Source organism: Fulvimarina thalattae, assembly GCF_040239565.1.
Classification (GTDB): domain Bacteria; phylum Pseudomonadota; class Alphaproteobacteria; order Rhizobiales; family Rhizobiaceae; genus Fulvimarina.
In genome coordinates this window covers 51,091-75,430 of sequence record NZ_JBEHWS010000002.1, presented here as the reverse complement: position 1 = coordinate 75,430, position 24,340 = coordinate 51,091, and the positions used below count along the sequence as shown (strand labels likewise).

General features: G+C 60.9%; 27 protein-coding genes and 1 pseudogene. 18 read left to right on the top strand and 10 right to left on the bottom strand.

Annotation, left to right across the window (positions count from 1 at the left end; all coding sequences use genetic code 11):
* Nucleotides 1-21: 21 nt before the first annotated feature.
* The 5 genes from speB (at nt 22) to ABRA89_RS03330 (ending at nt 6,706) form a co-directional block, all read left to right on the top strand.
* Nucleotides 22-990, top strand: coding sequence for an agmatinase (gene speB, locus ABRA89_RS03350; protein ID WP_349940042.1), 969 nt, complete (start codon nt 22-24; stop codon nt 988-990).
* Nucleotides 991-1,222: 232 nt separating this feature from the next.
* Entirely contained in the window at nt 1,223-2,371 is a 1,149-nt protein-coding gene (locus ABRA89_RS03345) for a DegT/DnrJ/EryC1/StrS family aminotransferase (RefSeq protein ID WP_349940041.1), read from the top strand.
* 21 nt (nt 2,372-2,392) lie between these two features.
* Complete coding sequence (tmpT, locus tag ABRA89_RS03340; RefSeq protein ID WP_349940040.1) at nt 2,393-3,034, top strand: thiopurine S-methyltransferase; 642 nt, start codon at nt 2,393-2,395, stop codon at nt 3,032-3,034.
* A 90-nt stretch (nt 3,035-3,124) separates the two neighbouring features.
* Nucleotides 3,125-6,382 (top strand): excinuclease ABC subunit UvrB, encoded by a 3,258-nt coding sequence (uvrB, locus tag ABRA89_RS03335; protein WP_463671246.1) that lies wholly within the window; start codon nt 3,125-3,127, stop codon nt 6,380-6,382.
* A 123-nt stretch (nt 6,383-6,505) separates the two neighbouring features.
* Nucleotides 6,506-6,706 carry a hypothetical protein gene (locus ABRA89_RS03330; protein ID WP_349940039.1) on the top strand — a complete coding sequence of 67 codons (201 nt, stop codon included), beginning with the start codon at nt 6,506-6,508 and terminating at the stop codon, nt 6,704-6,706.
* A 143-nt stretch (nt 6,707-6,849) separates the two neighbouring features.
* On the opposite strand, the gene ABRA89_RS03320 is transcribed toward ABRA89_RS03330, so the two are convergent.
* On the bottom strand, nt 6,850-7,104 hold the full coding sequence (locus ABRA89_RS03320; RefSeq protein WP_349940320.1) for a hypothetical protein: 255 nt from the start codon (nt 7,102-7,104) through the stop codon (nt 6,850-6,852).
* Nucleotides 7,105-7,505: 401 nt separating this feature from the next.
* Between ABRA89_RS03320 and ABRA89_RS03315 the strand changes: the two genes are divergently transcribed.
* Both ABRA89_RS03315 and ABRA89_RS03310 read left to right on the top strand, forming a co-directional pair.
* A complete protein-coding gene (locus ABRA89_RS03315) occupies nt 7,506-7,946 on the top strand; it encodes a hypothetical protein (protein WP_349940037.1) in 441 nt (146 codons plus the stop codon).
* A gap of 43 nt (nt 7,947-7,989) precedes the next feature.
* Entirely contained in the window at nt 7,990-9,033 is a 1,044-nt protein-coding gene (locus ABRA89_RS03310) for a 5'-methylthioadenosine/S-adenosylhomocysteine nucleosidase family protein (RefSeq protein WP_349940036.1), read from the top strand.
* A gap of 1,898 nt (nt 9,034-10,931) precedes the next feature.
* On the opposite strand, the gene ABRA89_RS03305 is transcribed toward ABRA89_RS03310, so the two are convergent.
* Nucleotides 10,932-11,357 (bottom strand): PaaI family thioesterase, encoded by a 426-nt coding sequence (locus ABRA89_RS03305; RefSeq protein WP_349940035.1) that lies wholly within the window; start codon nt 11,355-11,357, stop codon nt 10,932-10,934.
* Nucleotides 11,358-11,572: 215 nt separating this feature from the next.
* On the opposite strand from ABRA89_RS03305, the gene ABRA89_RS03300 reads away from it, so the two are divergent.
* Together ABRA89_RS03300 and ABRA89_RS03295 are read left to right on the top strand one after the other, a co-directional pair.
* Nucleotides 11,573-12,397 (top strand): enoyl-CoA hydratase, encoded by an 825-nt coding sequence (locus ABRA89_RS03300; RefSeq protein WP_349940034.1) that lies wholly within the window; start codon nt 11,573-11,575, stop codon nt 12,395-12,397.
* A gap of 124 nt (nt 12,398-12,521) precedes the next feature.
* Entirely contained in the window at nt 12,522-12,932 is a 411-nt protein-coding gene (locus tag ABRA89_RS03295; protein ID WP_349940033.1) for a DUF6152 family protein, read from the top strand.
* 30 nt (nt 12,933-12,962) lie between these two features.
* Here ABRA89_RS03295 and ABRA89_RS03290 read toward each other — a convergent pair whose 3' ends face one another.
* Nucleotides 12,963-13,421, bottom strand: coding sequence for a DUF4174 domain-containing protein (locus tag ABRA89_RS03290; protein ID WP_349940032.1), 459 nt, complete (start codon nt 13,419-13,421; stop codon nt 12,963-12,965).
* 78 nt (nt 13,422-13,499) lie between these two features.
* On the opposite strand from ABRA89_RS03290, the gene ABRA89_RS03285 reads away from it, so the two are divergent.
* From ABRA89_RS03285 to ABRA89_RS03270, 4 genes are all read left to right on the top strand, one after another.
* The gene (locus ABRA89_RS03285; RefSeq protein ID WP_349940031.1) at nt 13,500-13,979 is read left to right on the top strand and encodes a DUF2214 domain-containing protein; all 480 of its coding nucleotides are present in this window, start codon (nt 13,500-13,502) and stop codon (nt 13,977-13,979) included.
* 408 nt (nt 13,980-14,387) lie between these two features.
* Nucleotides 14,388-16,049: a BCCT family transporter gene (locus ABRA89_RS03280; RefSeq protein ID WP_349940030.1), complete on the top strand. Its 1,662-nt coding sequence runs from the start codon at nt 14,388-14,390 to the stop codon at nt 16,047-16,049.
* A gap of 420 nt (nt 16,050-16,469) precedes the next feature.
* Nucleotides 16,470-17,213 (top strand): rhomboid family intramembrane serine protease, encoded by a 744-nt coding sequence (locus ABRA89_RS03275; RefSeq protein ID WP_349940029.1) that lies wholly within the window; start codon nt 16,470-16,472, stop codon nt 17,211-17,213.
* 86 nt (nt 17,214-17,299) lie between these two features.
* Nucleotides 17,300-17,734 carry a CBS domain-containing protein gene (locus tag ABRA89_RS03270; protein WP_349940028.1) on the top strand — a complete coding sequence of 145 codons (435 nt, stop codon included), beginning with the start codon at nt 17,300-17,302 and terminating at the stop codon, nt 17,732-17,734.
* 29 nt (nt 17,735-17,763) lie between these two features.
* Here ABRA89_RS03270 and ABRA89_RS03265 read toward each other — a convergent pair whose 3' ends face one another.
* The 3 genes from ABRA89_RS03265 to folE form a co-directional block, all read right to left on the bottom strand.
* The gene (locus tag ABRA89_RS03265; RefSeq protein WP_349940027.1) at nt 17,764-18,774 is read right to left on the bottom strand and encodes a patatin-like phospholipase family protein; all 1,011 of its coding nucleotides are present in this window, start codon (nt 18,772-18,774) and stop codon (nt 17,764-17,766) included.
* 69 nt (nt 18,775-18,843) lie between these two features.
* Nucleotides 18,844-19,248 (bottom strand): phosphoribosyl-AMP cyclohydrolase, encoded by a 405-nt coding sequence (gene hisI, locus ABRA89_RS03260; protein WP_349940026.1) that lies wholly within the window; start codon nt 19,246-19,248, stop codon nt 18,844-18,846.
* A gap of 11 nt (nt 19,249-19,259) precedes the next feature.
* On the bottom strand, nt 19,260-19,883 hold the full coding sequence (gene folE / locus ABRA89_RS03255) for a GTP cyclohydrolase I FolE (protein ID WP_349940303.1): 624 nt from the start codon (nt 19,881-19,883) through the stop codon (nt 19,260-19,262).
* A 315-nt stretch (nt 19,884-20,198) separates the two neighbouring features.
* Between folE and ABRA89_RS03250 the strand changes: the two genes are divergently transcribed.
* The 5 genes and pseudogenes from ABRA89_RS03250 to yidD all read left to right on the top strand — a co-directional run.
* On the top strand, nt 20,199-20,645 hold the full coding sequence (locus ABRA89_RS03250; RefSeq protein WP_349940025.1) for an iron-sulfur cluster assembly scaffold protein: 447 nt from the start codon (nt 20,199-20,201) through the stop codon (nt 20,643-20,645).
* Between the two features lie 38 nt (nt 20,646-20,683).
* Complete coding sequence (locus tag ABRA89_RS03245) at nt 20,684-20,992, top strand: nucleotidyltransferase family protein (RefSeq protein WP_349940024.1); 309 nt, start codon at nt 20,684-20,686, stop codon at nt 20,990-20,992.
* Nucleotides 20,989-21,225 (top strand): hypothetical protein, encoded by a 237-nt coding sequence (locus tag ABRA89_RS03240; RefSeq protein ID WP_349940023.1) that lies wholly within the window; start codon nt 20,989-20,991, stop codon nt 21,223-21,225. The genes ABRA89_RS03245 and ABRA89_RS03240 overlap by 4 nt, the downstream gene beginning before the upstream one ends.
* Nucleotides 21,226-21,360 (top strand): HepT-like ribonuclease domain-containing protein, encoded by a 135-nt coding sequence (locus ABRA89_RS03235; protein ID WP_349940022.1) that lies wholly within the window; start codon nt 21,226-21,228, stop codon nt 21,358-21,360.
* Nucleotides 21,350-21,598 (top strand): annotated as a pseudogene (yidD, locus tag ABRA89_RS03230) (membrane protein insertion efficiency factor YidD); the annotation flags it as partial. The gene ABRA89_RS03235 and the pseudogene yidD, both read left to right, overlap by 11 nt.
* A gap of 12 nt (nt 21,599-21,610) precedes the next feature.
* On the opposite strand, the gene ABRA89_RS03225 reads toward yidD, so the two are convergent.
* From ABRA89_RS03225 to ABRA89_RS03210, 4 genes are all read right to left on the bottom strand, one after another.
* Nucleotides 21,611-22,102: a LysM peptidoglycan-binding domain-containing protein gene (locus ABRA89_RS03225; RefSeq protein WP_349940021.1), complete on the bottom strand. Its 492-nt coding sequence runs from the start codon at nt 22,100-22,102 to the stop codon at nt 21,611-21,613.
* 54 nt (nt 22,103-22,156) lie between these two features.
* A complete protein-coding gene (locus tag ABRA89_RS03220) occupies nt 22,157-22,636 on the bottom strand; it encodes an NUDIX hydrolase (RefSeq protein WP_349940020.1) in 480 nt (159 codons plus the stop codon).
* Between the two features lie 126 nt (nt 22,637-22,762).
* Nucleotides 22,763-23,452 carry a response regulator transcription factor gene (locus ABRA89_RS03215; RefSeq protein ID WP_349940019.1) on the bottom strand — a complete coding sequence of 230 codons (690 nt, stop codon included), beginning with the start codon at nt 23,450-23,452 and terminating at the stop codon, nt 22,763-22,765.
* A gap of 111 nt (nt 23,453-23,563) precedes the next feature.
* Nucleotides 23,564-24,322 carry a phosphatase PAP2 family protein gene (locus ABRA89_RS03210; protein ID WP_349940018.1) on the bottom strand — a complete coding sequence of 253 codons (759 nt, stop codon included), beginning with the start codon at nt 24,320-24,322 and terminating at the stop codon, nt 23,564-23,566.
* Nucleotides 24,323-24,340 lie beyond the last annotated feature (18 nt).

Genomic DNA, 24,340 nt, shown 5'->3' with positions numbered 1-24,340 from the left:
TTCTTTTTGAGGAATGCAGCCATGGCAGACCCCAATCCCGACCACGCCTTCACAGCCACCGGAACGCTCGGAGCGGCCGGCGATCCTACCTATGCGGGCGCGCTCTCCTTCATGCGGCGGCGGTTCACGAAGGACGTCACCGGCACGGACGTGACGGTCTGGGGCATTCCCTATGACTGCGCCGTGTCGAACCGGCCGGGCGCCCGCTTCGGTCCTCAGGCGATCCGCCGGGCCTCGGCGATCTTCGACAACGATCCGCAATATCCCTTCCACCGCGACCTGTTCGAGCGGCTGTCGGTTGCCGATTTCGGCGACTGCGCCCTCGACTATCGTCGGCCCGAGACGGCCCATGCGGCCATTCGTGCGCAGGCGAGCGATCTTCTGGAAAAGACCGGCTTCCTTCTCTCGCTCGGCGGCGACCATTCCGTCACCTTCCCGCTGCTTCAGGCGTTTCGCGAGTGGCACGAGCCGCTTTCGCTGGTTCAGTTCGACGCCCATCAGGACACCTGGCCGGTGGCGCGCGATCAGGCCGAGGGCGACGAGGCGCGCGTCGATCACGGCTCCTTCGTGAAAGCCGCCGTCGAGACCGGGCTGATCGATCCGGACACCTCGATCCAGATCGGCATCCGCACCCATGCGCCGGAGACCTGCGGCGTCGATATCCTCTATGGCTACGATATCGAGGAGATGAGCTCGAAAGCGATCGCCGAGCAGATCTACGAACGCACGAAGGGCACAAACGTCTACCTCACCTTCGACATCGACTGCCTCGATCCGGCCTTCGCGCCCGGCACCGGAACGCCCGTCGCCGGCGGGCCGTCATCGGCAAAGATGCTCGCCGTTCTCCACCATCTGAAGAATCTCGAATTCGTCGGCGCGGATGTCGTCGAAGTCGCGCCGGCCTACGATCATGCCGACATCACCGCCATAGCCGGCGCGACGGTCGCGATGTACGTGCTCGGTATTCTCGCGGAGAAGAAAGCGGCCTGATCTGCGCCGCAAGCCTCACGCAAGCTGAGAAGGGGCGAGGGGGCTGCCGCCGGAAACCGGCGCGATACCGCCATAATCGGGCGCGACAAGTCGCTTTGCAATATGGCAGAGGCCGCTCATTCTGGCCGCGTCTCAGCCTTGATGAACGACCGTTATCTTTTTTGACTGGCACCACGGCGCGATCTGCGTCACCTGCTGCGCTGCAACAGCTTTCAACGAGACCATTTTTCCCATGAATCGGACACCTCCGCCCCAAGCCATTCCGTTCATCGATCTCGCGACCCAGCGCGACCGCATTCGCGACAAGGTCGATCGACGCATGGCGACGGTGCTCGATCATGGCGCTTACATCATGGGGCCGGAAATCACTGAGCTGGAGCAGGCGCTTGATGCGTTCGGACAGGCGAAGCACACCCTGTCCTGCTCGTCCGGCACGGATGCGCTCGCCCTGCCGCTGATGGCCTGGGGCCTGCGCACGGGCGACGCCGTCTTCTGCCCGAGCTTCACCTTTGCCGCGACGGCGGAAGTCGTCGCGTGGCTCGGCGCCTCGCCGGTCTTCGTCGATGTCGAGCGCGACACGATGAACATGGACGCGGCGAAGCTCGACCTCGCCATCGAGGCGGTCAAGCGGGAGGGCAAGCTGACGCCGCGAGTCGTCATCGCTGTCGATCTCTTCGGGCAGGCCGCCGATTACGCCGCCATCCGCGCCGTCTGCGACTCGCACGGCCTAAAGCTGATCTCCGATGCCGCTCAGGGCTATGGTGCCACCACCAACGGCAAGCTCTCCATCGAATGGGCCGACGTCGTCTCGACCAGCTTCTTCCCGGCCAAACCGCTCGGTTGCTACGGCGATGGCGGTGCCATCCAGACCAATGATGACGATCTTGCCTCCATCATGCGCTCCATGCGCGTCCACGGTCAGGGCAAGGACAAGTACGACTGTGTGCGTATCGGCATGAACGGCCGCATGGACACGCTGCAGGCCGCGATCCTTCTGGAGAAGCTTGCGATCTTCCCCGAAGAGATCGAGACCCGCATGCGGATCGCCGCGCGCTATCACGCCAAGCTCGAAGGCCACGTCGTCCCCCAGAAGCTCGCCGAGGGTGCTGTCTCGACGTGGGCGCAGTACACCGTCCGCCTGCCTGAACCGTCGAAGCGCGAGGCCGTTCAGGCCGCGCTGCGCGAGGCGGGCGTGCCGACGGCGGTCTACTACCCGATCCCGCTCCATCGCCAGACCGCTTACGATCGTTTCCCGGTTGCCGGCAACGTGCTGGAGGAGACCGACGGACTGTCGCATGAGGTGATCAGCCTGCCCATGCATCCCTATCTCTCCGAAGAGGTTCAGGACCATATCGTCGGAGCACTGATCGACGCGCTCTGACCGCCTTCGAGGAGACCGGACATGGAAGCGGATTTCTGGCACGAGCGCTGGGACAAGGGCGAGACCGCTTTCCACGAGGGCAAGCCCAACCGCCTCCTGATCAAGCATTTCGACGCGCTCGAACTCGCCGAGGGCGCGCGTATCTTCCTGCCCCTCTGCGGCAAGGCGATCGACATCCACTGGCTCCTCGGCCGTGGCTTCCGCGTCGTCGGCATTGATCTCAGCCCGATCGCGATCCGTCAGCTCTTCGACGATCTCGGCCTCGAACCGTCCATCACCGAGGACGGCGAGCTCACCCGCTATAGCGCCCCGAACATCGACATCTTCGTCGGTGATGTCTTCGCCCTCACATGGGACCAGCTCGGTCCCGTCGATGCCATCTACGACCGAGCCGCCCTCGTCGCCCTGCCGGCGGACATGCGAGCCCGCTACGCCGCCCATCTCGCCGAGATTACCGACGCAGCGCGCCAGCTGCTCCTCAGCTTCGACTACGACCAGCGTCTCTTCGACGGCCCGCCCTTTTCGGTGGACGCCGCCGAGATCGACCGCGTCCACGGCGCGCGCTACCTGCCGCATCTCCTGGAACAGGGCCGCATCCCCGGTGGCCTCAAGCGCCACGACGACGTCGACGAGACCGCCTGGCTGCTGACCGCGAAGGGCTGACGATCAGCCTTCGACGGTGCGTTTGCGCCGCATAAATCGAGCCCGTTTCCCGCCTTCCATCCGGCCGTCGCGGTCTCTATATGTTCCGCCATGGCCTCCCGACCCCGCAAGTCCGCATCGCGCAAGCCCGCGTCCCGCTCGTCCGACACCGAGACGTTCGACGAAGAGACCGCGTTCGACCCGACACGCCCGGCGCGTCGCGGCTCGCCCGAGGGCTTCGGCGAAGCCCCCCAGGCCGAATTCGACGCGTCGGAGACCTTTTCCGGCCCCATCGGCTCCTGGGCCGAGGAAATCGCCAAGACCGCCGAAACCCGCGCCGAACGCACGGCCGACGACCCGGACGCAGCGCCCGGGGACGCCGACGCAAAGCCCAAGACCTCCGCCCGCGACCCCAAGCCGAAAGCGAAGCCGCGCACCGCCGCCAGCGATAAGAACCAGAAGCCGATGAAATCGGCGCGCGGCACCTCCATGGGCGGCACGTCCGACCCCAGGAAGCGCGCCGCCGCCGGCCTCAATCCCGTCGCCGGCATGGACGTCTCCCTCGAGGACGCGAAATCCCTGCCCGAAGGCGGCGTCACCGCCACCGTCCAGGCCCTGTCGGACCTCATCTCTTCCGGCAACCCGCTGCACAAGAACGGCGAACTCTGGATCCCCCATCGCCCCGCCCGGCCCGACAAGTCGGAAGGCGGCGTGAAATTCCGCATCGCGTCGGACTACACCCCCATGGGCGACCAGCCGACGGCCATCGCCGATCTCGTCTCCGGCGTCGGCGACGAGGACAAGACGCAGGTCCTCCTCGGCGTCACCGGCTCGGGCAAGACCTTCACCGTCGCCAATGTCATCGAGCGCACCCAGCGCCCGGCGCTGATCCTCGCGCCCAACAAGACGCTCGCCGCCCAGCTCTACGGGGAGTTCAAGTCCTTCTTCCCGGACAACGCGGTCGAATACTTCGTCTCCTACTACGACTACTACCAGCCGGAGGCCTACGTCCCGCGCTCGGACACCTATATCGAGAAGGAATCCTCGATCAACGAGCAGATCGACCGGATGCGCCACGCCGCCACCCGCGCGCTTCTGGAGCGGGACGACTGCATCATCGTCGCCTCGGTCTCCTGCATCTACGGTATCGGCTCGGTCGAGACCTATACGGCGATGACCTTCCAGATGTCGGTCGGCGACCGCCTCGACCAGCGCCAGCTCCTCGCCGATCTCGTCGCCCAGCAATACAAGCGCCGCGACATGGACTTCCAGCGCGGCTCCTTCCGCGTGAAGGGCGACACCATCGAGATCTTTCCCGCCCACCTTGAGGATGCCGCCTGGCGCATCTCGCTCTTTGGCGACGAGATCGAGGCGATCCACGAATTCGATCCGCTCACCGGCCGGAAGACCGACGATCTGAAGTCGGTGAAGATCTACGCCAACTCCCACTATGTCACGCCGCGCCCGACGCTCAATCAGGCGATCAAGTCCATCAAGGAGGAGCTGAAGCACCGCCTCGTCGAGCTCGAAAAGGCCGGCCGCCTGCTCGAAGCCCAGCGTCTCGAACAGCGCACCCGTTTCGACATCGAGATGATCGAGGCCACCGGTTCCTGCCCCGGCATCGAGAACTATTCGCGCTATCTCACCGGCCGCCAGCCCGGCCACCCGCCGCCCACGCTCTTCGAATACCTGCCCGACAACGCCCTCGTCTTCATCGACGAGTCCCACGTCACCGTGCCCCAGATCGGCGCCATGTATCGCGGCGACTTCCGCCGCAAGGCGACGCTCGCCGAATACGGCTTCCGCCTGCCGTCCTGCATGGACAACCGCCCCTTACGCTTCGAGGAATGGGACGCCATGCGCCCGCAGACCGTCGCGGTCTCGGCCACCCCCTCCACCTGGGAGATGGAACAGTCCGGCGGCGTCTTCGCCGAGCAGGTCATCCGCCCCACCGGCCTGACCGATCCCCCGGTCGAGATCCGCCCCGCCCGCACCCAGGTCGACGATCTCCTCGGCGAGATCCGCGAAACCGTCGAGAAGGGCTACCGCGTCCTCTGCACGGTCCTCACCAAGCGCATGGCCGAGGACCTGACGGAATATCTCCACGAGCAGGGCATCCGCGTGCGCTACATGCATTCGGACATCGACACGCTGGAGCGCATCGAGATCATCCGCGATCTCCGCCTCGGTGCCTTCGATTGCCTCGTCGGCATCAACCTGTTGCGCGAGGGCCTCGACATCCCCGAATGCGGCCTCGTCGCCATTCTCGATGCCGACAAGGAAGGCTTCCTCCGCTCGGAAACCTCGCTCATCCAGACCATCGGCCGCGCCGCCCGAAACGTCGACGGCAAGGTCATCCTCTACGCCGACAACAAGACCGGCTCGATGGAGCGCGCCATCGCCGAGACCGACCGGCGGCGCGAGAAGCAGCTCGCCTATAATGCCGAGCACGGCATCACCCCGGCCTCGGTGAAGGCGAAGATCGCCGACATCCTCGACAGCTATTACGAGAAGGATCACGTCCGGGTGGATACCGGCGGGGTTTCTGAGGATTCCGGCGCCTTCGTCGGCAACAATCTGCGCGCCCATATCGAGCATCTGGAAAAGTCCATGCGCGAGGCCGCCGCCGATCTCGACTTCGAGAAGGCCGCCAAACTCCGCGACGAGATCAAGAAGCTCCAGGCCAAGGAGCTGGAATTCGGCGACGTGTCCAGCAGTGGCGCCAGCTCCGGCAAGGCGAAGAGCGCAAAAGGCAAAGGCGGCGCAAAGAACGCCGTCGAGGAAGCCGACCCCGCCTCCGCCGCCATCGCCATGGAAGAAGAGGCGATGTCCCCCGCCTCCGGCAAGTCGAAATACGGCAAGAAGGCCAAGCGCGACCGAGGCCCCATCGGCGGCGACCGCTTCGGCCCCCGCGGCGAACCCCTCAAGCCCCGCGGCTCCGGCGAAGTCGAAGCCCCCGCCTCACTCTTCCGCAAACCCTCGCTGGATGACATGGGCCCCGGCACCGACACCGCGACCCCGGCGGGCAAGTCCCTGTTCCGCAAGAACACCTTGGATGAAATGACGGTGGGTCGAACCGAAAAGCCGGTGGACAAGGCGAAGCCGAAAAAGCCAGCGTCTGGGACCCTCTCCCCCCTTGAGGGGGGTCCGCAGGACGGGGCGAGGCACGCGACTCGCGCCCAGGCGCCGAAGGCGACAGAGGGGGGTACAGAACCCTCCACCGCGAACAAAGCCAGCGAGCCCAGAACCGATCCCAACACCGCCGAACCCATCCGCCGCCACCGCGTCGGCCGAGGCTCCTACGAAGACGAATCAGACCAGAAACGCCGCAAACGCCGGCCGAGCAAGACCGGCCGGCCGGGACGGTAAACGCACCGCTATGAAAGCCACCCGGATTTCCTTCCGCTTCCATGCGGAAACCGATCCGCAAATTCCGTGCGAAAGCGGAAAGAATCCCGTACAATCTCGGAAATCGTTCCGCAGGTTGTCCGCATGACCAAACTCGAAAAGATCGAACGCGACGTAGCCGCACTTTCGGCCGACGAACTCTCCCGCTTTCGCGAATGGTTCGACGCCTACGACGCCGAACGCTTCGACGCGGCGATCGAAGAGGACGCGACCTCCGGCCGTCTCGACGCTTTCGCCGATGCAGCCCTTGCCGACTTCGCCTCAGGCTGCACCCGTCGTCTGTGAACCATCATGCGACCCCGACCTTCTGGAAGGCCTATGAGGCCCTACCGTCGAAGACCCAACGTTTGGCGGATCGCAGCTTTAAACTGATGAAGACGGACCCCTCGCATCCCTCCTTGCATTTCAAGCCAGTCGGCCGCTTCTGGTCATCCCGTGTCGGTCTTCGCACCCGCGCACTTGCTGTCCGACAGGGAGATGATTGCATCTGGTTCTGGATCGGCACCCATGCGGATTACGACAAGCTGTTGGAACGGTAGCTCCACATATCCAACACCGCCGAACCCATCCGCCGCCACCGCGTTGGGCGAGGCTCCTACGAGGACGAATCCGGCCAGAAATGCCGCAAACGCCGGCCGAGCAAGACCGGGCGGCCGCGGCGATAGGTCTATCAAAACGGCCATCTTGCTAACCGGTCTCCGCATCAATCAGATTATTGGCACTCAATTTTCTTTAGATAGCAGAAAATTTTTCTACGTTCACCCGTCACGCCAAAGGGGCATTCGCCCACCCAAACTTAATTGACTTGGCCAAAATTGCTGAAAATCTTTGAAATTACGTAGGGTAATTCGCTGAAACAAATTTCAGGACAGGCCAACCGGAACGGAAGGTGAAGAGATCCGTTTTCTGTTGAGCATCGTAAATTCCTATTGACCCGCCAGATTAAGTAGAGCACGACTATCTGAGATAGTTGCCGCCGAGCACCAGTTGGCATCGAAACGAACCCCGAGATGGAACGCTTATGGATTCCGAAAGCGAGAGTCATACAAAATCTTACGGTCGTTATCTTGATTGACGTAGGTAGATGAAACGGGCAAGCCGCATGCGTGATCCGCGAAGTGAACTGTTTGCGATGTTGGGTGAAAACGACGATCGCTTTCCGAACATGGTTTACTTTTACCCAGTTCCTAATAGACAAGAGATTGATTATGTAAGTGTGCATATAGATGCAGACTGGCCAAGCGACCGAAATGGACCTGTTTTATTCAAAGATATAGAAAAAAAATACGAGAAAATTCCCATTTTTAATATAATATATTCAATTAAAAGTTTTCTAGAGAGGTCTTTGATTTCGGAACTAAAAATCATCGAAATTAGAACAGGGTGTGTAAAGGTGGTTTTCACGCTCGAAAGTTTAGTGCCAAGTTCTAGTGTGATTGCTGGACTTGATAATTTGTTGGCCAATAAGCAAAGGTATCGTGCGTTCGAAGCTAGCGCGCGGGTTGGGAAACGCAGGGTCTACTGATTTTATGGCGAGAAACAGGAAGAAGGCCGCTCGAGAAAGCGCGATGATGCATAGATCTATCGATTTGCCAATTGCAAATATAGTCTTGGTCGTAGCTCTTCCCGAGGAAAGAAAATACTTCCATGATGTAGTCAGCAGTAGGCCTAATTGGACAGCTACAACCGCTCGCAAGCGCTATTATTGTACGTATGAGTCACCTCATGGAAAGGTTTCCGTTGCAGTTCAGACGCTGGACGGCATGGGGCATATCGAGGCCGTAGTGGGCACTGGTTCCGCAATTGCGACAGTAACCCCACATCTTGTCGTCATGGTCGGAATTGCAGGATCACTTGACCCGATAACCGTCGGGCTTGGCGACGTAGTTGTGTCAAACGGAGCAAAATTTTACGCAAGCGACAAGGTTGCTCAAATCTACAAAGAAGAAACGAGCTCTCGTTACATATTCGGTGGCGAAAAAGAATTGAAAAGTGCGGCAAAAGGCGAGATCGTAGTTGATGAACGCGATCGTTTTCTTTCGTCGTCGTTTCTTCGATACGAGAGAAAGATAGCTCATTCGAGGCCGATGGATGGCTTGATATCAAGCATCGAAGCACATCTACGATGCAGTAAGCTCATTCCTTTGCGGAAGGATAAGCTTCCAAAAAGGTTCTCTGAGCTCGAGTCGTCGGGCCGCGATCGCGAAGTGCATTTTGGGTGGTTGCTGGGCAGCCATCATGTGGTGGATAGCACTGAGTATCGAGAATATCTTGTCGAGAAGAACGCAAAAGTTCACCTCGATGTCCATCGCCAGCGGGGAGACTCAGATCGGGTTCAATGGGAAGACAGTCCAGTTTTAGCTGTGGATATGGAGAGCTACGGAGTCTTGCGGGCCGTGGAAAGCGCTAGGGCCACTCCAGATTCAGAAGGTGGTTGTAGTAACTTATTTGGAGGAGTGATTGTGCGCGGCATTTCGGACATTTGCGAGTATAAGGGAGATTTGGATAAAGAGACGGGGAACGAAATCAGGAGCGTTGCCGCAGCAAACGCCACTGAGGTTGCTCTTTCATTGATAGAATCCATCGATTACATCGATCTTTGTTCGCCTTAATTTTATTAAGAACGACTCCTTATGAATTGAGATGTTGAATATGACGTGTTTCAATTTTAGACAGCCGCGTGAATATCTAGTCATCAAAGATGGTAATAGATTGTCTGCGCTGATGAAGGTGATGCCGCGTTATAACGACCTAGTTTATTAGATATTATTTTAACCCGCAGCTTATTATTGAGCTTATTTAATTGGCAACAAGCCAGATTTTACGAGAATAGTATTATTCCGCCGCATCGGTAGCGCGTCTCCGGCGCTCGCAGATGACAACATCCTCTCACGAACGAATTTCGCTCTTCAAATCCTGACATACGATGTCGAAGAGTGTGCCTTGTATGTCAGCGAAGCCGATTTTTCGTTGTGGGAGAAGGGCCAGAGTTCGTGGTCAGATGCGTGGCAACGCCTCAGCATCACGCCGCTTTCCCACTAGTCGTTGACGTCGGAAATCTGGAAATCGAATTCACTTATCGGACCTCGAAATCTCCGAGCGTGTTCGCCCATGCCTAATTCAACGGATATGTGCTGTCCGTCGATGCCTGCCTTGACGTTAGCAATGTGAAGCTTGTCTCCAGCAATGCCATCGCGATGGCTGCCGATCGCCTCTTCGACGACGGCAACCGAATTCTCGTAAACGTCAGTGGGTTGGAATACGATGAAACAAGCCGCTTCTGGGTCGGACTCGATGTTGGCAAGTGTGAGGTAAAGTAGTTGAGTCGCGCATTCCTATCGGCCCTCAACGATACCCTGAGAGCTTCGTCATCCCGGCTTCCGAGCCGGGATCCATTTGTGAGTCCCATCGGATCGACGCTTGGTCCGTACCCACGAAGAACCACGAGATGGCGGAGAGACTTCAGGCATGGATCCCGGGTCAAGCCCGGGATGACGACGGTGCGGAGGAAATCACAGTGCCGCCAAATGAAATTCTTATCCCCACCCCACCCCACACCCTCATAATCCCCGCAGCCATTCCGCTCCAGGGGCACGGGTGATCACCGGGATCGCTCTCGGACGGATGGTGCGGGTCTGCGGCGTGGTCTCTTCCGGAGGGATCGCGTCCCGGACGGCTCGCGGCTCCGCCGGCCCCTCGCGTAATACGGCGCGGGTGCGGATCGGTCCGCTTGAGGGCGTTGAAACGCGTCCGAAGCGCCGGCAGCCGCTCTAACCACGGGTCAGGCCTTGGCCGGGCCGGTCTCATCCCCCCTTCGCCGCCCCCAAGGCGCGGCGCAAGGCTGGCATGGATCGGTTCCAGCGAGGCAGGCCCCGAAGTTCGGGCGCAGCGAGTTCGACAAACCCCGCGCGGTGCGCTGGAGGCGAGCCGTAACATACCAAATTCGGAGGGCTTGCCTCCGGCGCATCGCCGCCCTGACAGGCGGTGGCGGACAGAGCGGCGTCCCTGACGCCGGGGACCAGAAAGGCGAGACGATCGAACCCGGCCGCGGTGCGGTGCGGGACGGCGAAGCATGGGCGACAGGAAGCGGCATCCACGCCGGCCCGGCCTGGCCGCTACTTCAGGAAAAAAGCCGCCCCGGCCGATGCCGGAACGGCTTGCGTCCCCTCTCGAAGCGCCGGGCGAAAAAGTGGCCACCGGTTTTTCGACCACCCGGCGCGGCACTCAAGAACACGAAAGGGTCGGGCGATCTTGGTCGATCGCCGGACGCTTGAGCCGAGTGCGTCAGCCGCCGATCATCATCAGCGCGACCGGCAGGCCCATCACCACGAATGCCGCGGCGATCCCCAGGCTCGGCGAGCGTCTCGTTACCTTCATTGCGAATTCCCCTCTTCGCGATTTCAGATGCGAACAGGGTCACGGCACAGTCTAAATGAAGCGTTAAAGTGACGGCTCAAACAGTCGTGTTTCACCTGTGACATATATGTCGGAACCAATCGAGGTCCCGCATCTACCTCGGCGGGATCGAATAGGTGGCCGTCGCATGAGCGACGATCTCGCCGTCGCTCTCGTTGAGCATCGAGACTTCGGTCACCCCCAGCCGGCTGCCGAGCTTCAGCACCTGGCCCCGGCCGATGATCGCCCCCGGCTGTGGCTTCTTCAGGAAGTTGATGTTGAGATTGGTCGTCACCGTCAGCGCCTTCGGCCCGATCTCGGTCAGGATCGACAGCCAGCCGGTCACGTCCGCGATGGTGAACAGCGTCGGGCCCGACACCGTGCCCCCCGGCCGCAGATGCCGCTTGTCGGTCTGAAGCTTCAGCACCGCCCGCCGCGGCGCGACCTCGGCGACGCTGAGGCCCGGCAGGGCTTCGGCGAGTTCGGGAAAGTGCTCGTGCAGGAACGCATCCATTGCGTCCACGCTGTCGATCGCCTGCATTTGTCGCCCCCTCGTCTTGCTTCCCGCCGCCCCGCCGCCCTATCTTGGAGCTTGGGAAGCAGACACTGTCTGACTGTATTTCAACGGCACTGATGACGGGTTGGCTATACGAGGCGTTTCGCCCTGCCAATGGTAAGCCCGAAATCGACCGAGACGCCGCAGTGGATGTGACTGCCGCCACCGCCATCCAGATCACGACCTGAAGAGACATCACCTTGGCCGATATCGTCGAATTGTCGCCCGAAGCGAAAAGCGATGCGTTGATCACGATAGAGGAGGGGCCCGGCATCACCCGGATCGTCCTCAACAACCCGCCGGCCAACGTGCTCTCGATCGAAGTCATGGAGACGCTGAAGGCCGCCTTCGAACGCTGCGCCGAAAACACCGACTGCCGCGTCGTGATCCTCGCGGCCAAGGGCGAGACCTTCTGCGCCGGCCACGACCTCAAGGAACTCACCGCCCACCGCACCGACGAAGACCGTGGCCGCGCCTTTTACGAAAAGACTATGCGGCTCTGCTCGGATCTGATGCAGACCATCGTCCGCCTGCCGCAGCCGGTCATCGCCGAGGTCGGCGGGTTCGCCACCGCCGCCGGCTGCCAGCTGGTCGCGTCCTGCGACCTCGCCATCGCCTCGGAGGAGGCCCAGTTCCAGACGCCCGGCGTCCATATCGGCCTGTTCTGCTCGACGCCCATGGTCGCCCTGTCCCGCAACGTCGCCCCGAAGCACGCCATGGAGATGCTGCTCACCGGCGAGCGCATCGATGCCCGCACCGCCCGCGAATTCGGCCTCATCAACCGCGTCGTCCCGCCGGAATATCTCGGCACCATCATCGGCAAATACGCCACCACCATCGCGTCCAAGTCGCCGCTCACCGTCAGGACCGGCAAGGAAGCTTTCTACCGGCAGATGGAGATGCCCCTGTCGGAAGCCTACGACTACGCGGCCCGCACCATGGTCGACAACATGATGGCCAGGGACGCCGAAGAAGGAATCGGCGCGTTCCTGGAAAAGCGCAAGCCGGAATGGACCGGGCAGTAAGGGGCTAGGAAGCGAGGCGGTCGCGCAATGGTCATCGCGCTGTGATGCGGGGGCAGGGCTGTTGTTTCCTTGGCCGCAGCCTAGATTCAGTTCCTGATTTCCCTTTCAGATCAGGAGACTACGAATGAAAACTTTCACTGCCTCCTTCGCAAAGCGCGCCTCGATCGCCACCATCGCCCTCGTGGCCGCGCCCGTCTTCGCCTTTGCACATCATGGCTGGTCTTGGACGGCCGACGAGGAATCGCGGCTTTCCGGAACGATCCAGGAAATCTCGCTCGGAAATCCCCACGCCCATCTCCAGATCGAGAATGAAGAGGGCATCTGGGAGGTCGATCTCGCGCCGCCTTATGCCACCGAAAGCGCCGGCTTCGTCGAAGGTGTCGCGAATGTCGGTGACGCCGCCACCTTTACCGGCCACCGCTCGCGCGACGAAAGCGAGCGCGCGTTTAAGGCCGAGACGATCACGGTGAACGGGAAAACCTACGACGTCTATCCGCGCCGCGAAAAGACGCTCGAGCCCGAACCGGCCGCCTGACAGCGCATAACGAGGCGAGGGCGGTCGGTTTTATCCGCCCTCGCGCATTTCCCGCTGGCGCATCGGCATGGAATCGATCTGGTCGAAGATCCGCTGCGGTTCCACGACATCGCTCCAACGGTTTTTCTCGCCGCCATCCTTGCCGACGAGAATAACCGTGAACCGATCGGCGGCAACGGAATAGGCTTTCCGAAGTGCCTCGTTTTGCGGCGCTCGAACAGATTTGAGCTTCGGTGGTCCAAAACGGGCGACGGCGTTTTCCTTGTCGCTCGTGACGAGAAGAACCACCATGTCGCGTTCATCGATGGCTTCGTTCGCCCGTTCCAACAATTCGCTCTGGCGCGTGAGATGGGCTTCGTTTGTTTCGGGCGCGAAGATGAGGAGAGGCCGCGCTTCCCAGCGATAGGCAGAGAGCGGAGCGGCGAGTGCTGAGGCGGTCATTACGAGGCCGATGACGGTTGCGAGAATGAATGAGATGCGTGGGGTCATGCTGATCGAGATGGTGCCGACAAACCGAGCGGCTATACAGGTGCGGCATTTCGGATCGCTGGTGGATGGTCATGCACAATGATCGACGCGTTCCTCGCCGCTGTGGAGGCATCGCCTATCGCCGAAGCGATGAAGACGTCGCGTCTCGCCTATCCGCTCGTCAACGCCGCGCACATACTATCCCTCGCGACCTTGTTCGGTGCGATCCTCTCGCTCGATTTGCGTTTGCTTGGCGCTTTCCGGTCGGTGCCCGTCGCGCCGCTGGCTGAGCTTCTTCCGAAAATTGCGGCCGGCGGTCTAGCCACGGCGCTCCTCACCGGCTTTGCGCTCTTTGCGGTCGAGCCTTTCGAATATGCCGCCAATCCGGCGCTTCAGATCAAGCTCCTTCTCGTCGCGATTGGAGTTATCCATGCGCTCTGGCTGCATACGCGTCCGTCATGGCGTGATGCGTCTTCGATAGGAAACGTATCCGTGTCCGTTAAAGCTTCGGCTTTCGTGTCTCTGTGCGTCTGGACGCTTGCTATCTTCGCCGGCCGGTTCATCGGTTTCATCGGCTGACGGATGGAAGACATTTCCGTGCGCGGGTCCGATTGGTATCCCATAAAGAAAGGGCCGGCTCTGTGCCGACCCTTTTTCACTCAACGTCTGCGTCTTGCTATTGCCAACCGCTCAGTAGCGGCGTGGTGCGCGGCGACGGCCTCGGCCTGTAAATTTCCGGGCGACCCAGCCCACGAAGATGGCTTTCAGAATACTGCGGATCATCGCTCAATTCCTGCTTTGGTGCGTCATCGTTTTCTTAACTGACAAAACAATGCGCTTGCGCCGGAAAGGGTTGCATCGGCTCAACTACACGCTCTGGGTGTATTGTTTAGGCGGTTCACGATTGCAGATTTGAAGCTTTGGCGACAGCCCTATGGTTTCATGTTACGAAACGAATAATCAGAAATATTGAGAGAAGGAGAAGGCATGGCCGAAACCGGTACAGGCGGAGAAGTCAAAGCGAGGGCCCTAGGGCCATTTCCTCATGTCAGCGTACCGGTGTTCATCGCCTCCGCTGTGCTTATTCTCGGCTTTATCGTCTTTGGCGCCTTCTTTACCGAGTTGGCTTCCGAGGTCTTTCCCTGGCTTCAAAAGGAGATCGTCAACAAGTTCGGCTGGATGTTCATCATCATCGTGAACATCGCTCTCGTCTTGAGCTTTTATCTCGCTTTTAGCCGATACGGCGATATTCGACTTGGAGCGCAGACAGAACAGCCCGAATACAGCTTGTTCAACTGGATCGCGATGCTGTTTTCGGCCGGCATCGGTGTCGGCTTGCTCTACTGGGGCGTGGCTGAACCGCTCTACCACTTCTTTTCTCCCCCGATCGAAGAGCCGGAGACGGCCGCCGCCGCCAAGGAGGCGATGGTCCTATCCTTCCTCCACTGGGGGCTGCATGCCTGGGCTATCTACGCGATGGTCGGGCTGGCGCTTGCCTATTTCCATTTCCGTCACGGTCTGCCCCTGTCGATCCGCTCGGCGCTGTTTCCGCTCATCGGCAAGAAGATATACGGGCCCTGGGGCCATACGGTTGACGTTCTGGCAGTGTTCGGCACAATGTTCGGTATCGTGACCACCCTGGGCTTGGGCGTGATCCAGCTCAATGACGGCATGGAGACGATCTTCGGCGTTCCGAACAATGCTTTCGTGCAGATCATCCTCATCGCGATCATCACGGCCTTCGCGGCGACATCGGTCATGATGGGTCTCGACGACGGAATCCGCCGCCTGTCGGCCTTCAACATCTGGCTTACGATCGTGCTTCTCACCTTCGCGGTGATCTTCGGCCCGACACTCTATATTTTCGACAGCTTCCTTGAAAACACCGGCAATTACCTCTCCGAGATGATCGTCTTCGGTTCCTGGGCGGAGGCCTATTCTGGCACCGACTGGCAGGTGAACTGGACGATCTTCTACTGGGCCTGGTGGATTTCCTGGTCGCCGTTCGTCGGCATCTTCATCGCGCGTATCTCGCGCGGGCGTACGATCCGCGAATTCATTCTGGGCGTCCTCTTCATCCCGTGTGCGATCCTGTTCTTCTGGTTCACGGCCTTCGGCGGCGTCGCCGTCGAGATGAGCCTCAACGGCGATCCGGGCCTCATTGAGGCCACCAAGGAGAGCTACGGCAACACGATCTTCGTCCTGATGGAGTCCTATCCGCTCACCTCGATCGTACAGACCCTGATCCTCGTGATGATCGTCGTCTGGTTCGTGACGTCCTCGGACTCCGGCAGCTTCGTCATCGACATGCTGACCGCGGGCGGGCACGACGACCCACCGAAGATCCAGCGTCTGTTCTGGGCCACGACCGAGGGCGTGATCGCGGCGATCCTTCTGGCAGCCGGTGGGCTCAATGCCCTTCAGGCGGCAGCCGTCATTGCCGGCTTCCCGTTCGCATTCGTCCTGCTCCTTCTGATGTGGGGTCTCCTACGAGCGCTCGGGCGCGACAAACTTCCGCTCTACCGAAACGAACAGTTCTATCGAAACGAGGCCGAGGCGGAAGCCGCGAGCCCAAGCCCCTTTGTCGACGAGAAGCTGCTGAAGGGGCCGCCCCAGCTTCTCGGCGATCGCAGTCAGCCCGCGGAATAGCTGCGGGGGCACAGGAACGCCGCCGCACGGGGAGCTCTCGTCCGGCGGCGTTCTTTCGCAATTCGCTTCAAATCTGAAGATGCCAAGCATCGCGAGCTTGGGGTTAACGGGCTGCCTTGGGGTGCGTTAACGATGAGTTAGAATACGCTTTGCGGTCGCTGCGGAGTCCAGCTATCAGTGGTTCCAGGACAATACCGGTTCTCGATCTGCAGCACGGATCAAACTGTCGGGGTGCCTGACCTCACATCTCGTCGGATATTTTAGGGCCGCCAGCGCGCATCAGTCGCGAGGGCGGCCTCTTTTTTTAAGTTTGACCAGTATGCGATCCGTGATCTCGACCCTTCATCGACGGTGTTGATGCCGCCGCCACACTACGCCCTAGCTTGCCATCCGACATGAGACAGCCGAACCGGATTTGACGTGACACCACAACCCGACCCCTATGAACCGATCCGGCGGAGACCGCCGCCGGCCTTCAACGCGCCGACGATCATCCTCGTCTGCATTGCCGTGCTGGTGGTCGTACACGTATTCCGCGTCTATGTAGCAGGACCGGAACTGGAGCGATCCTTCGTCCTGAACCTCGCTTTCATTCCGGGGTGCTACGGAGATCTTGCCATCGACTGCTCGGACCGGCTAGCCGGCGTCGATTACTGGACGCCGGTCAGCTACACGCTGCTGCATGGGGATGCCATGCATATTGGTCTGAACAGCCTGTGGCTTCTGGTCTTCGGAACGCCCGTCGCCCGCCGACTTGGGTCCCAGCGTTTCATTGCCTTCTCCCTGGCCGGATCAGTCGCGGGCGCCGCGCTGTTCTTCCTGGTCAATCCCGATCTGCTCGCGCCGGTGATCGGTGCTTCGGGCGCGGTTTCAGCGCTGATGGGCGGAGCGAGCCGGTTCGCGCTGCCGCGTGGCGGGCGAGTCAATCTCATGCGCGCAGACATGCGTCTGCCACTGGAGCCGATCGCCACCTGCCTCACCAATCGAACGGTGGTGGTTTTCGTTGCCGCGTTCTTCGTGACGAATTTCCTGTTTTCGACCAGCCTCGGTGGGGCGCTCGGTGAAGGGAACGTCGCCTGGGAGGCCCATCTGGGCGGCTTCGCGTTCGGATTTCTGGGCTTTGCGCTGTTCGATAGAAGGCCGCCGCCCAACAGCTTGGCCTGATCTCATTCGAAAAGCCCACTTGCGGGAAAGGGCACTCCGTCGCACGATATGTGCGGAGGGTGCCAGGATTCGAGGAGTGAAATGGCATGACGATCAAGCGAATTCTGGAGGAAAAGGGTCGCGACGTGACGACCCTGACGCCAAGCGTGACCTTGGCCGAGGTCGCAAAGGTTCTTTCGGAAAAGCGGATTGGCGCGATCATTCTCATCGAGGAGGACGGGCGTCTTGCCGGTATCGTCTCCGAGCGTGACATCGTTCGCGTCGTCGCGGCGAGCGGCCCGGAAATTCTCAAGCAACCTGTGAAAGAGGCGATGACGCCGAAAGTGATCACGGTTCGTGAGGATATCACGATCGATGAAGCTTTGCGGCTGATGACAGAGAAGCGCTTCCGCCACTTGCCCGTTGTCGATGAGAACGAGGCACTGGTCGGCTTCGTCTCGATCGGTGACGTGGTGAAGCGCAAGATTTCCGAAGCCGAGGCGGAAGCCTCGATGATGCGGGACTATATCCACACCAGCTGACCTTCGCATCGCGTCGCCCCAAGAGCGGGTCAGTCGTGGATGCGTGCGACCTCTTCGGCGATCTGCTTGATTTCGGTGATCCGCGCCATGGCGGACTCGTAACCGATCTCGATCGCCTCGCCGGCGCGGTGGAATTCCGACAGGCCAATCTCGCGAACCCGTGGGCTTACCGTCATGTCCGGCGGGTCGCCCGCAAGCCTTGCCCGCGAGATGCGGTCCTGGATGATGTTGAAGGCATCGACCATGGAGCGGATGACGCCGAAATTCTCGCGGCGTGCCGCCATATCCGGGTTCCGCCGGTCGCGATGCTCCTGATTGCTCGTGTCGTCGCAGTCCCGCGCGCCCATTCGGACGACGGCGGCCCGGCCGTACAGATCGTGATGCAGGTTCACCGCGACGACGAGGCGCTCCTCCATGGTGCGACAGACATTGGCGGGCACCGGATTGACGAGTGCGCCATCGAGAAGGCGGCGGCCTGAGCAATCGACCGGTTCAAACACGCCCGGCAGGGCGTAGGAGGCGCGCATGGCGAGAACCAGCGGGCCCCTGTCGATCCAGATCTCGTGACCCGACCGGGCATCGGTCGCAACGGCAATGAACGGCTTGGAGAGCTTTTCGACGGTGTAGCCTTCGAGGGACTCCGTCAGCCGGTTGGACAGCCGCATGCCGCGAATGAGACCGCTGCCGCCCATCTGGAAATCGAGAAAGCGGAACATACTGCGGCGGGTGAGGGATCGGGCGAAATGTTCGAGCTCATCGAGTTTGCCGGCAAGGTAGCAGCCGCCCACCAGGGCGCCGATGGATGTTCCGGCGACCATCGAGATCGGGATTTCGGCTTCTTCAAGTGCCTTGATAACGCCGATATGAGCCCAGCCGCGTGCCGCGCCGCCACCGAGGGCGAGGGCGATCCCCTCGCGGTCTTCCTTTCGGCGCTTCGGCGTTTCAGGCGGCTGATCGGTATCGAGACCTAAAATGCTGGTATCGTCCATCACCGGAACCGGTTCGGCATTTTCGCGCCAATTGAGAACTCGCTGCAGCATCCTCGCACTTGCAACCTCCTGTTCGGCCCATTCGGGACGGTGAGATTGCAAGTCTACACGCGCGAACTTTCACGAAATTGAAGGAACGAGCTTTCTGCTCTGTAAATCGAGTTTTCGATAAAAACAGCTCGGGCGGCCCGTGTGACAGGTGTCTTCGGGCTTGGCGGAGGTGACGGAAAGCCAGACGGCATCCTGGTCGCAATCGACATGAACCGCATGCACGCTCTGGAGCGCGCCGGAGGTCTCGCCCTTCTTCCAGAGCGTCTGCCGCGAGCGGGACCAGTAATGGGCGATGCCGGTCTCGATGGTCTTGTCCAGCGCCTCGGCATTCATGTGGGCGACCATCATCGGCCGCCCGCTTTCATGGTCGGTCACGACGGCCGTGACGAGGCCGTTGGCGTCGAAGCGCGGGCGGAGGGTCAGACCCTCTTCCTGCTCGCGTGCCTCGGCTGGATCTGCGAAGATTGCCGCCATTGTGGAGTGCGTCAGGCCGACTGGCCGACCAGCTTCATGAAGCGCCGGCTCAGTTCCTTGTCGGCTTTGAACTCGCCGTTGAAGGCCGTGGTGATCGTCGTCGCATCCTTCGAGCGGATGCCGCGCATCGACATGCAGAGATGCTCGGCCTCGATCATCACCGCGACGCCGGAGGGCTGAAGCAGGCGCTGCATGGCGTCGGCGATCTGTGCCGTCATCGACTCCTGCGTCTGCAGCCGGCGGCCGTAGATGTCGACAAGACGGGCTATCTTGGAGAGGCCGAGAACGCGGCCGTTCGGCACATAGGCGACGTGGGCCTTGCCGATGATCGGCACCATGTGGTGCTCGCAGTGGGAGTGGAAATCGATGTCCTTGACGAGGACCATGTCCTCGTAGCCCGAGACGTCCTCGAAGGTGCGGCCGAGCACATCAGCTGCATCCTGCTTGTAGCCGCCGAAGAGTTCGTCATAAGCCTTGACGACGCGGGCCGGGGTTTCGAGCAGGCCTTCGCGGGTCGGGTCTTCGCCCATCCAGCGCAGGAGCGTGCGGACCGCTTCCTCGGCTTCGGCACGATCCGGCCGGCCCGTATTTTCGATCTGCGAGCGGTCCGGGAACTGCTTTACCACGGCGTCCATCGGGGCTTTCTCCCTGAAATGCGGAATACGCGCAGCCACCCAGACGGAGTGGACATCGGGGGCTTCTTGGGTCGGGACCGGCAGGTTCGTCTTGGTATCCTTGGTCACGACGTCTCCAGTTTCGCCGTATCGTCAAATATTCAGTCGCGGCAAGGCGTCTCGGCATCATCCGGGGGAAGAACCGAGGGCTTTCGGCCTATCGCTGTCGCGCCTATATAATGAGGCCGAGCGACGAATGATAGACACCAAAAGCGAGACTGCCTTGCGAGATCGCCGTTGCGATGCGCAAGCCATAGAGAACAACAGGTTCGGAACATGATCGACGAAGTCTACAACGCCCGCATTCTGGAACTCGCCGGCAATATTCCGCGCACGGGCCGCCTGGACGCACCAGACGCCAGCGCGACGGCCCATTCCAAGCTCTGCGGCTCGACGGTGACGATCGACCTGAAGCTCGAAGATGGCACGGTTTCGGATTTCGCCCACGAAGTGAAAGCCTGTGCGCTCGGACAGGCATCGTCTTCGGTGATGGCACGCAACATCATCGGTGCGACGCCCGAGGAGCTCCGTGCGGTGCGGCAGACCATGCGCGCCATGCTGAAGGAAAACGGCCCGGCACCCGAAGGCCGCTTCGAAGACCTCAAATATCTCGAGCCGGTGCGCGAGTATAAGGCCCGCCATGCCTCCACCATGCTGACCTTCGACGCGGTTGTCGATGCCCTCGACCAGATCGAAAAGGGCGAGACCACGGCTGCCGCCTGAGCCCAGGAACGACGCTCGGCTTTGCGGAGATAGACAGGATGAAGCCCTCGGAAGCGCTCGAAAAGCACCGCGAAACGATCCGCGAGATACTTTCGCGCTATCCGGTAAGCAATCCACGCGTCTTCGGCTCGGTGGCACGGGGTGAGGATACGGAGGAGAGTGATCTGGATATTCTCGTTGATCTCAAGAGAAAAAGCGAGCGGGAAGCGTCATTTACGCTCTTCGATCTCGCGCGTATCGAATTGAGCCTGGAAGAACTTCTGGGAGTAGGAGTCGATATTCGTCTCGACAGCAGCGAGCGCACTCGCTTTGGCAAACGTATTGCCCGAGGTGCTCAGCCACTGTGACCGGGCTGAGCGACGATATTGTCGGACTACTTCTTCTCTTGCGCCGCTGGTGTGTCGAAGCGGAAGAAATGATTTCAGGGCAACCGGACGCGCTGTTCTCGGAAAGCCGCATTCACGAGCTCGCGCTGACCAAAGTGATTGAACAAGTCGGGGAGGTCTCCGGACGGCTCCTTCGGCGGAATCCCGAATTCGTTGCGGCTAATTCTGAACTCGAGCTCGCGCCGGCCTACTGAATGCGGCACATTATCGTCCACGACTATGAGGATGTCCTAATAGAAGTTGTCGTCGACACAGCGAGGAGAGACATTCCTCAACTCAGGTCGGCGATCGAAACCATCCTTCGCGAGGCCGGCGAAGATGTCTCGTAACTACGCCGGACCCTGGCGCAAGACACCCGGCCGCGTGGTCGGAACGGTCCTCATTCGCGCCTACCAGCTCACCTTTTCGCCGCTGATCGGCGGACATTGCCGGCATCTTCCGACCTGCTCCGAATACGGATACGAGGCCATCGCCCGCCATGGTCTTCTGCGCGGTGGATGGCTGACGGCCAAGCGCGTCGGCCGATGCGGCCCGTTCGGCAAGGGCGGCATCGATAACGTGCCGAAATAGCGTTTGGCGTCAGTCCGCGACTGGAATGCGGAGCATCTGGCCGGGGAAGATAACGTTCGGGTCCTCGACGACGTGGGCGTTCGCCTGCTGGATCACGCGGAACTGGTTGCGATCGTTGTAGAAACGCTGGGCGATCGCCGAAAGCGTGTCCCCGCGCTGGACCGTGTAGTTCCGGAAGCCGACATAGTCCGGCAGGATCATCGGTCCGTAGAAGACTGGAACGGTCATTGTGGGGGGAGGTGCTTCGCCGCCGCCGGCGGTATCGTCTGAAACGGTCACAAAGAGCCGGCTCAGCTGAAAGGCGGCATCGCTGGGGATGTCGATCTCGCCCTGAAACTGGCGGATCGACGTCGAACCGACCTGGACAAATCCGGTAATCTCGTCATGGCCCTCGCTGACGGAGACACTCAAGGTACCTTCGAACGCGACCGCATTTCCGGCGAGAAGGATTTTGCTGGAAACAAGATCGAATGGCTTGGGCTGCAGCAGCTCGATGTTCATCGGATAAACTCCTTCACACGCCCCTGTTTAATATACCCCGCTTACCAGTTTCGCTCAATCGCGATCGATCCGTGCCTTGAGAAGCGGCGCGATCTGATCGGGAAACAGCGGTGTTCCGGCGAGGTCTCCCGCGCGAACCCATCGGATCGATGTCGGGGTACCGTGATCTTCGAAGTCGATCCGCGTTCTGTGGTCGGGCGGAGGCGCATCATTCGGCCGACGGCCCTTGAATACGAAGACGATCTCATGACCCGGCGAACCGTTATGCTCGAAAAGGTTCTCGCACACCGTGATGAACTGGAGATCGAGCGGTTTCCATCCGAGTTCTTCCTGGAATTCCCGCGTGAGCGCATGTCCGGCGGCCTCGCCGAATTCGATACCGCCTCCGACCGGACGAAAGCCCTTCAGCGTTCCGGACCGGTCCCGAACTTCCATCAGCAGCGCATGACCGTCTTCGACGATGAGGCCGATCGCGATCGGGCGAATGCGCTGCGGCGGCGACCAGGCGCTCGCTAGGGAAGGGTCAGCCTGCACTCTTTTCGATCTTTTGTCGTCGGGAGCTTTTCAAGTTGTCCTCGAGGCGGGCCGGCAAGTACTGCTTCCACAGCCCGGCGCCTTCAAGAGATAGGTCGAACCGCAAACGATATCTGCCGATAATCTTCAGCCAGGCGCGCGATCGAGCGTCTTCGTCTCGGAGAACGGGGTGGCGAGATTGTCGAAGTCGAGTTTGGAGATTTCGATCACCGCCTGGGTGCGGCTGAAGACGTTGAGCTTGCGCAGGATCTCCGAGACATGCGCCTTCACCGTCGTTTCGCCGACGGACAGTTCATAGGCGATCTGCTTGTTGAGAAGCCCTTGGCGGATCATCGACAGAACGCGAAGCTGCTGTGGCGTGAGGCTTGCGACACGCGAGGCGAGGGAGTCGACGTCCGGGTGGTCTTCCGGTCCGTTGGCGATCAGTTCGTCCTGCACATAGACCGAACCGGACAGGACCTCGGTGATCGCGGTCGCGAGATCGAGCTTCTTGGCCGATTTCGACACGAAACCGGCCGCGCCGTAGGAAAGGACGCGCCGCACGATCTTGGGGTCATCGAGCGCCGAGACGACGAGGATCGGTAGTTTCGGGAACCGCGCCCGCAATTCGAGGAGCCCCTCGAAACCGGAAACACCCGGTATGGTGAGATCGAGAAGCGCTAGATCGAAGCTCGTCTCGCTGTCGTCGACGGCCTTGATGGCGGCTTCGATCGTGTCGGTTTCCACGGTCTGCGAGTCCGGCACGGCCGCCTCGATCGCCGCGCGCAGGGCGTCGCGGAACAGCGGATGGTCGTCGATGAGAAGAAAGGTCGTCATGATCACTCTTCGCGTCCGAACGGCAGTGGCTAACCCATTCTACCGAATTCAGTGCAGCTTACGAAGGCCGGTGGGAGCGAGCAATTAGCCTTTCGTGCGGGCGCTTTGCCGTTACCCCGAATTTTTCGATTGCGGGAGCCTGCGATCCTGGGCGAGGTTCGAAGTCTCCGGTTTGGTCACGGCTGCCCCTTCAACCCATCGCGCGGCGAACCACCAGCCGATCGCCCAAGCCGCGCCGATCGTCCAGCCGGCGAGGACGTCGCTTGGCCAGTGAACGGCGAGATAAACCCGGCTCACACCGACGAGGAAAGTCACAATGACGGCACAGGTGACGAGAAAGGCCCGAACCCGAATGCGCGGTTCGACACGCGCGGTAAGGATCGCGAGTGTGAGATAGGTCACGGCCGACATCATTGCGTGCCCGCTCGGAAAGCTCGCCGTGTAGACATGGGTTCCGTGCGGAACGAGATCGGGCCGGGGACGCGAAAAGCCCCATTTCAGGAGCTGGCTCATGAGAAAACCCGACGCGATTGCCGCGAGAACCACGAGGGCCGTGCGCCACTTGTCCTGCATGAAGAGGTAGAGTGCGGCGAACGCCGTCACCATGATGAGAACGCCGGTTCCGCCAAAGGCCGTCATGTCCCGGCCGAGGACTTCCAGCCAGGGAGGGCCGAGGGGTTCCTGCGGATCGACCGCACTGCGCATCAAGAGGAGGATGTCCTCATCTAACGCTTGTGTGTCGCCCTCCAGAACTTCGCCGGCCAGCGCGATAAATGCCCAGATGCCGCAGGCGGCCGTCAGGATCGCGATCAGCGCCTTCAGTTCGATCCGGCTTTTGACGAAGTGAGTGATGGTGTTGAGATCGAGCATGCATCGGTTCCGTTGGCG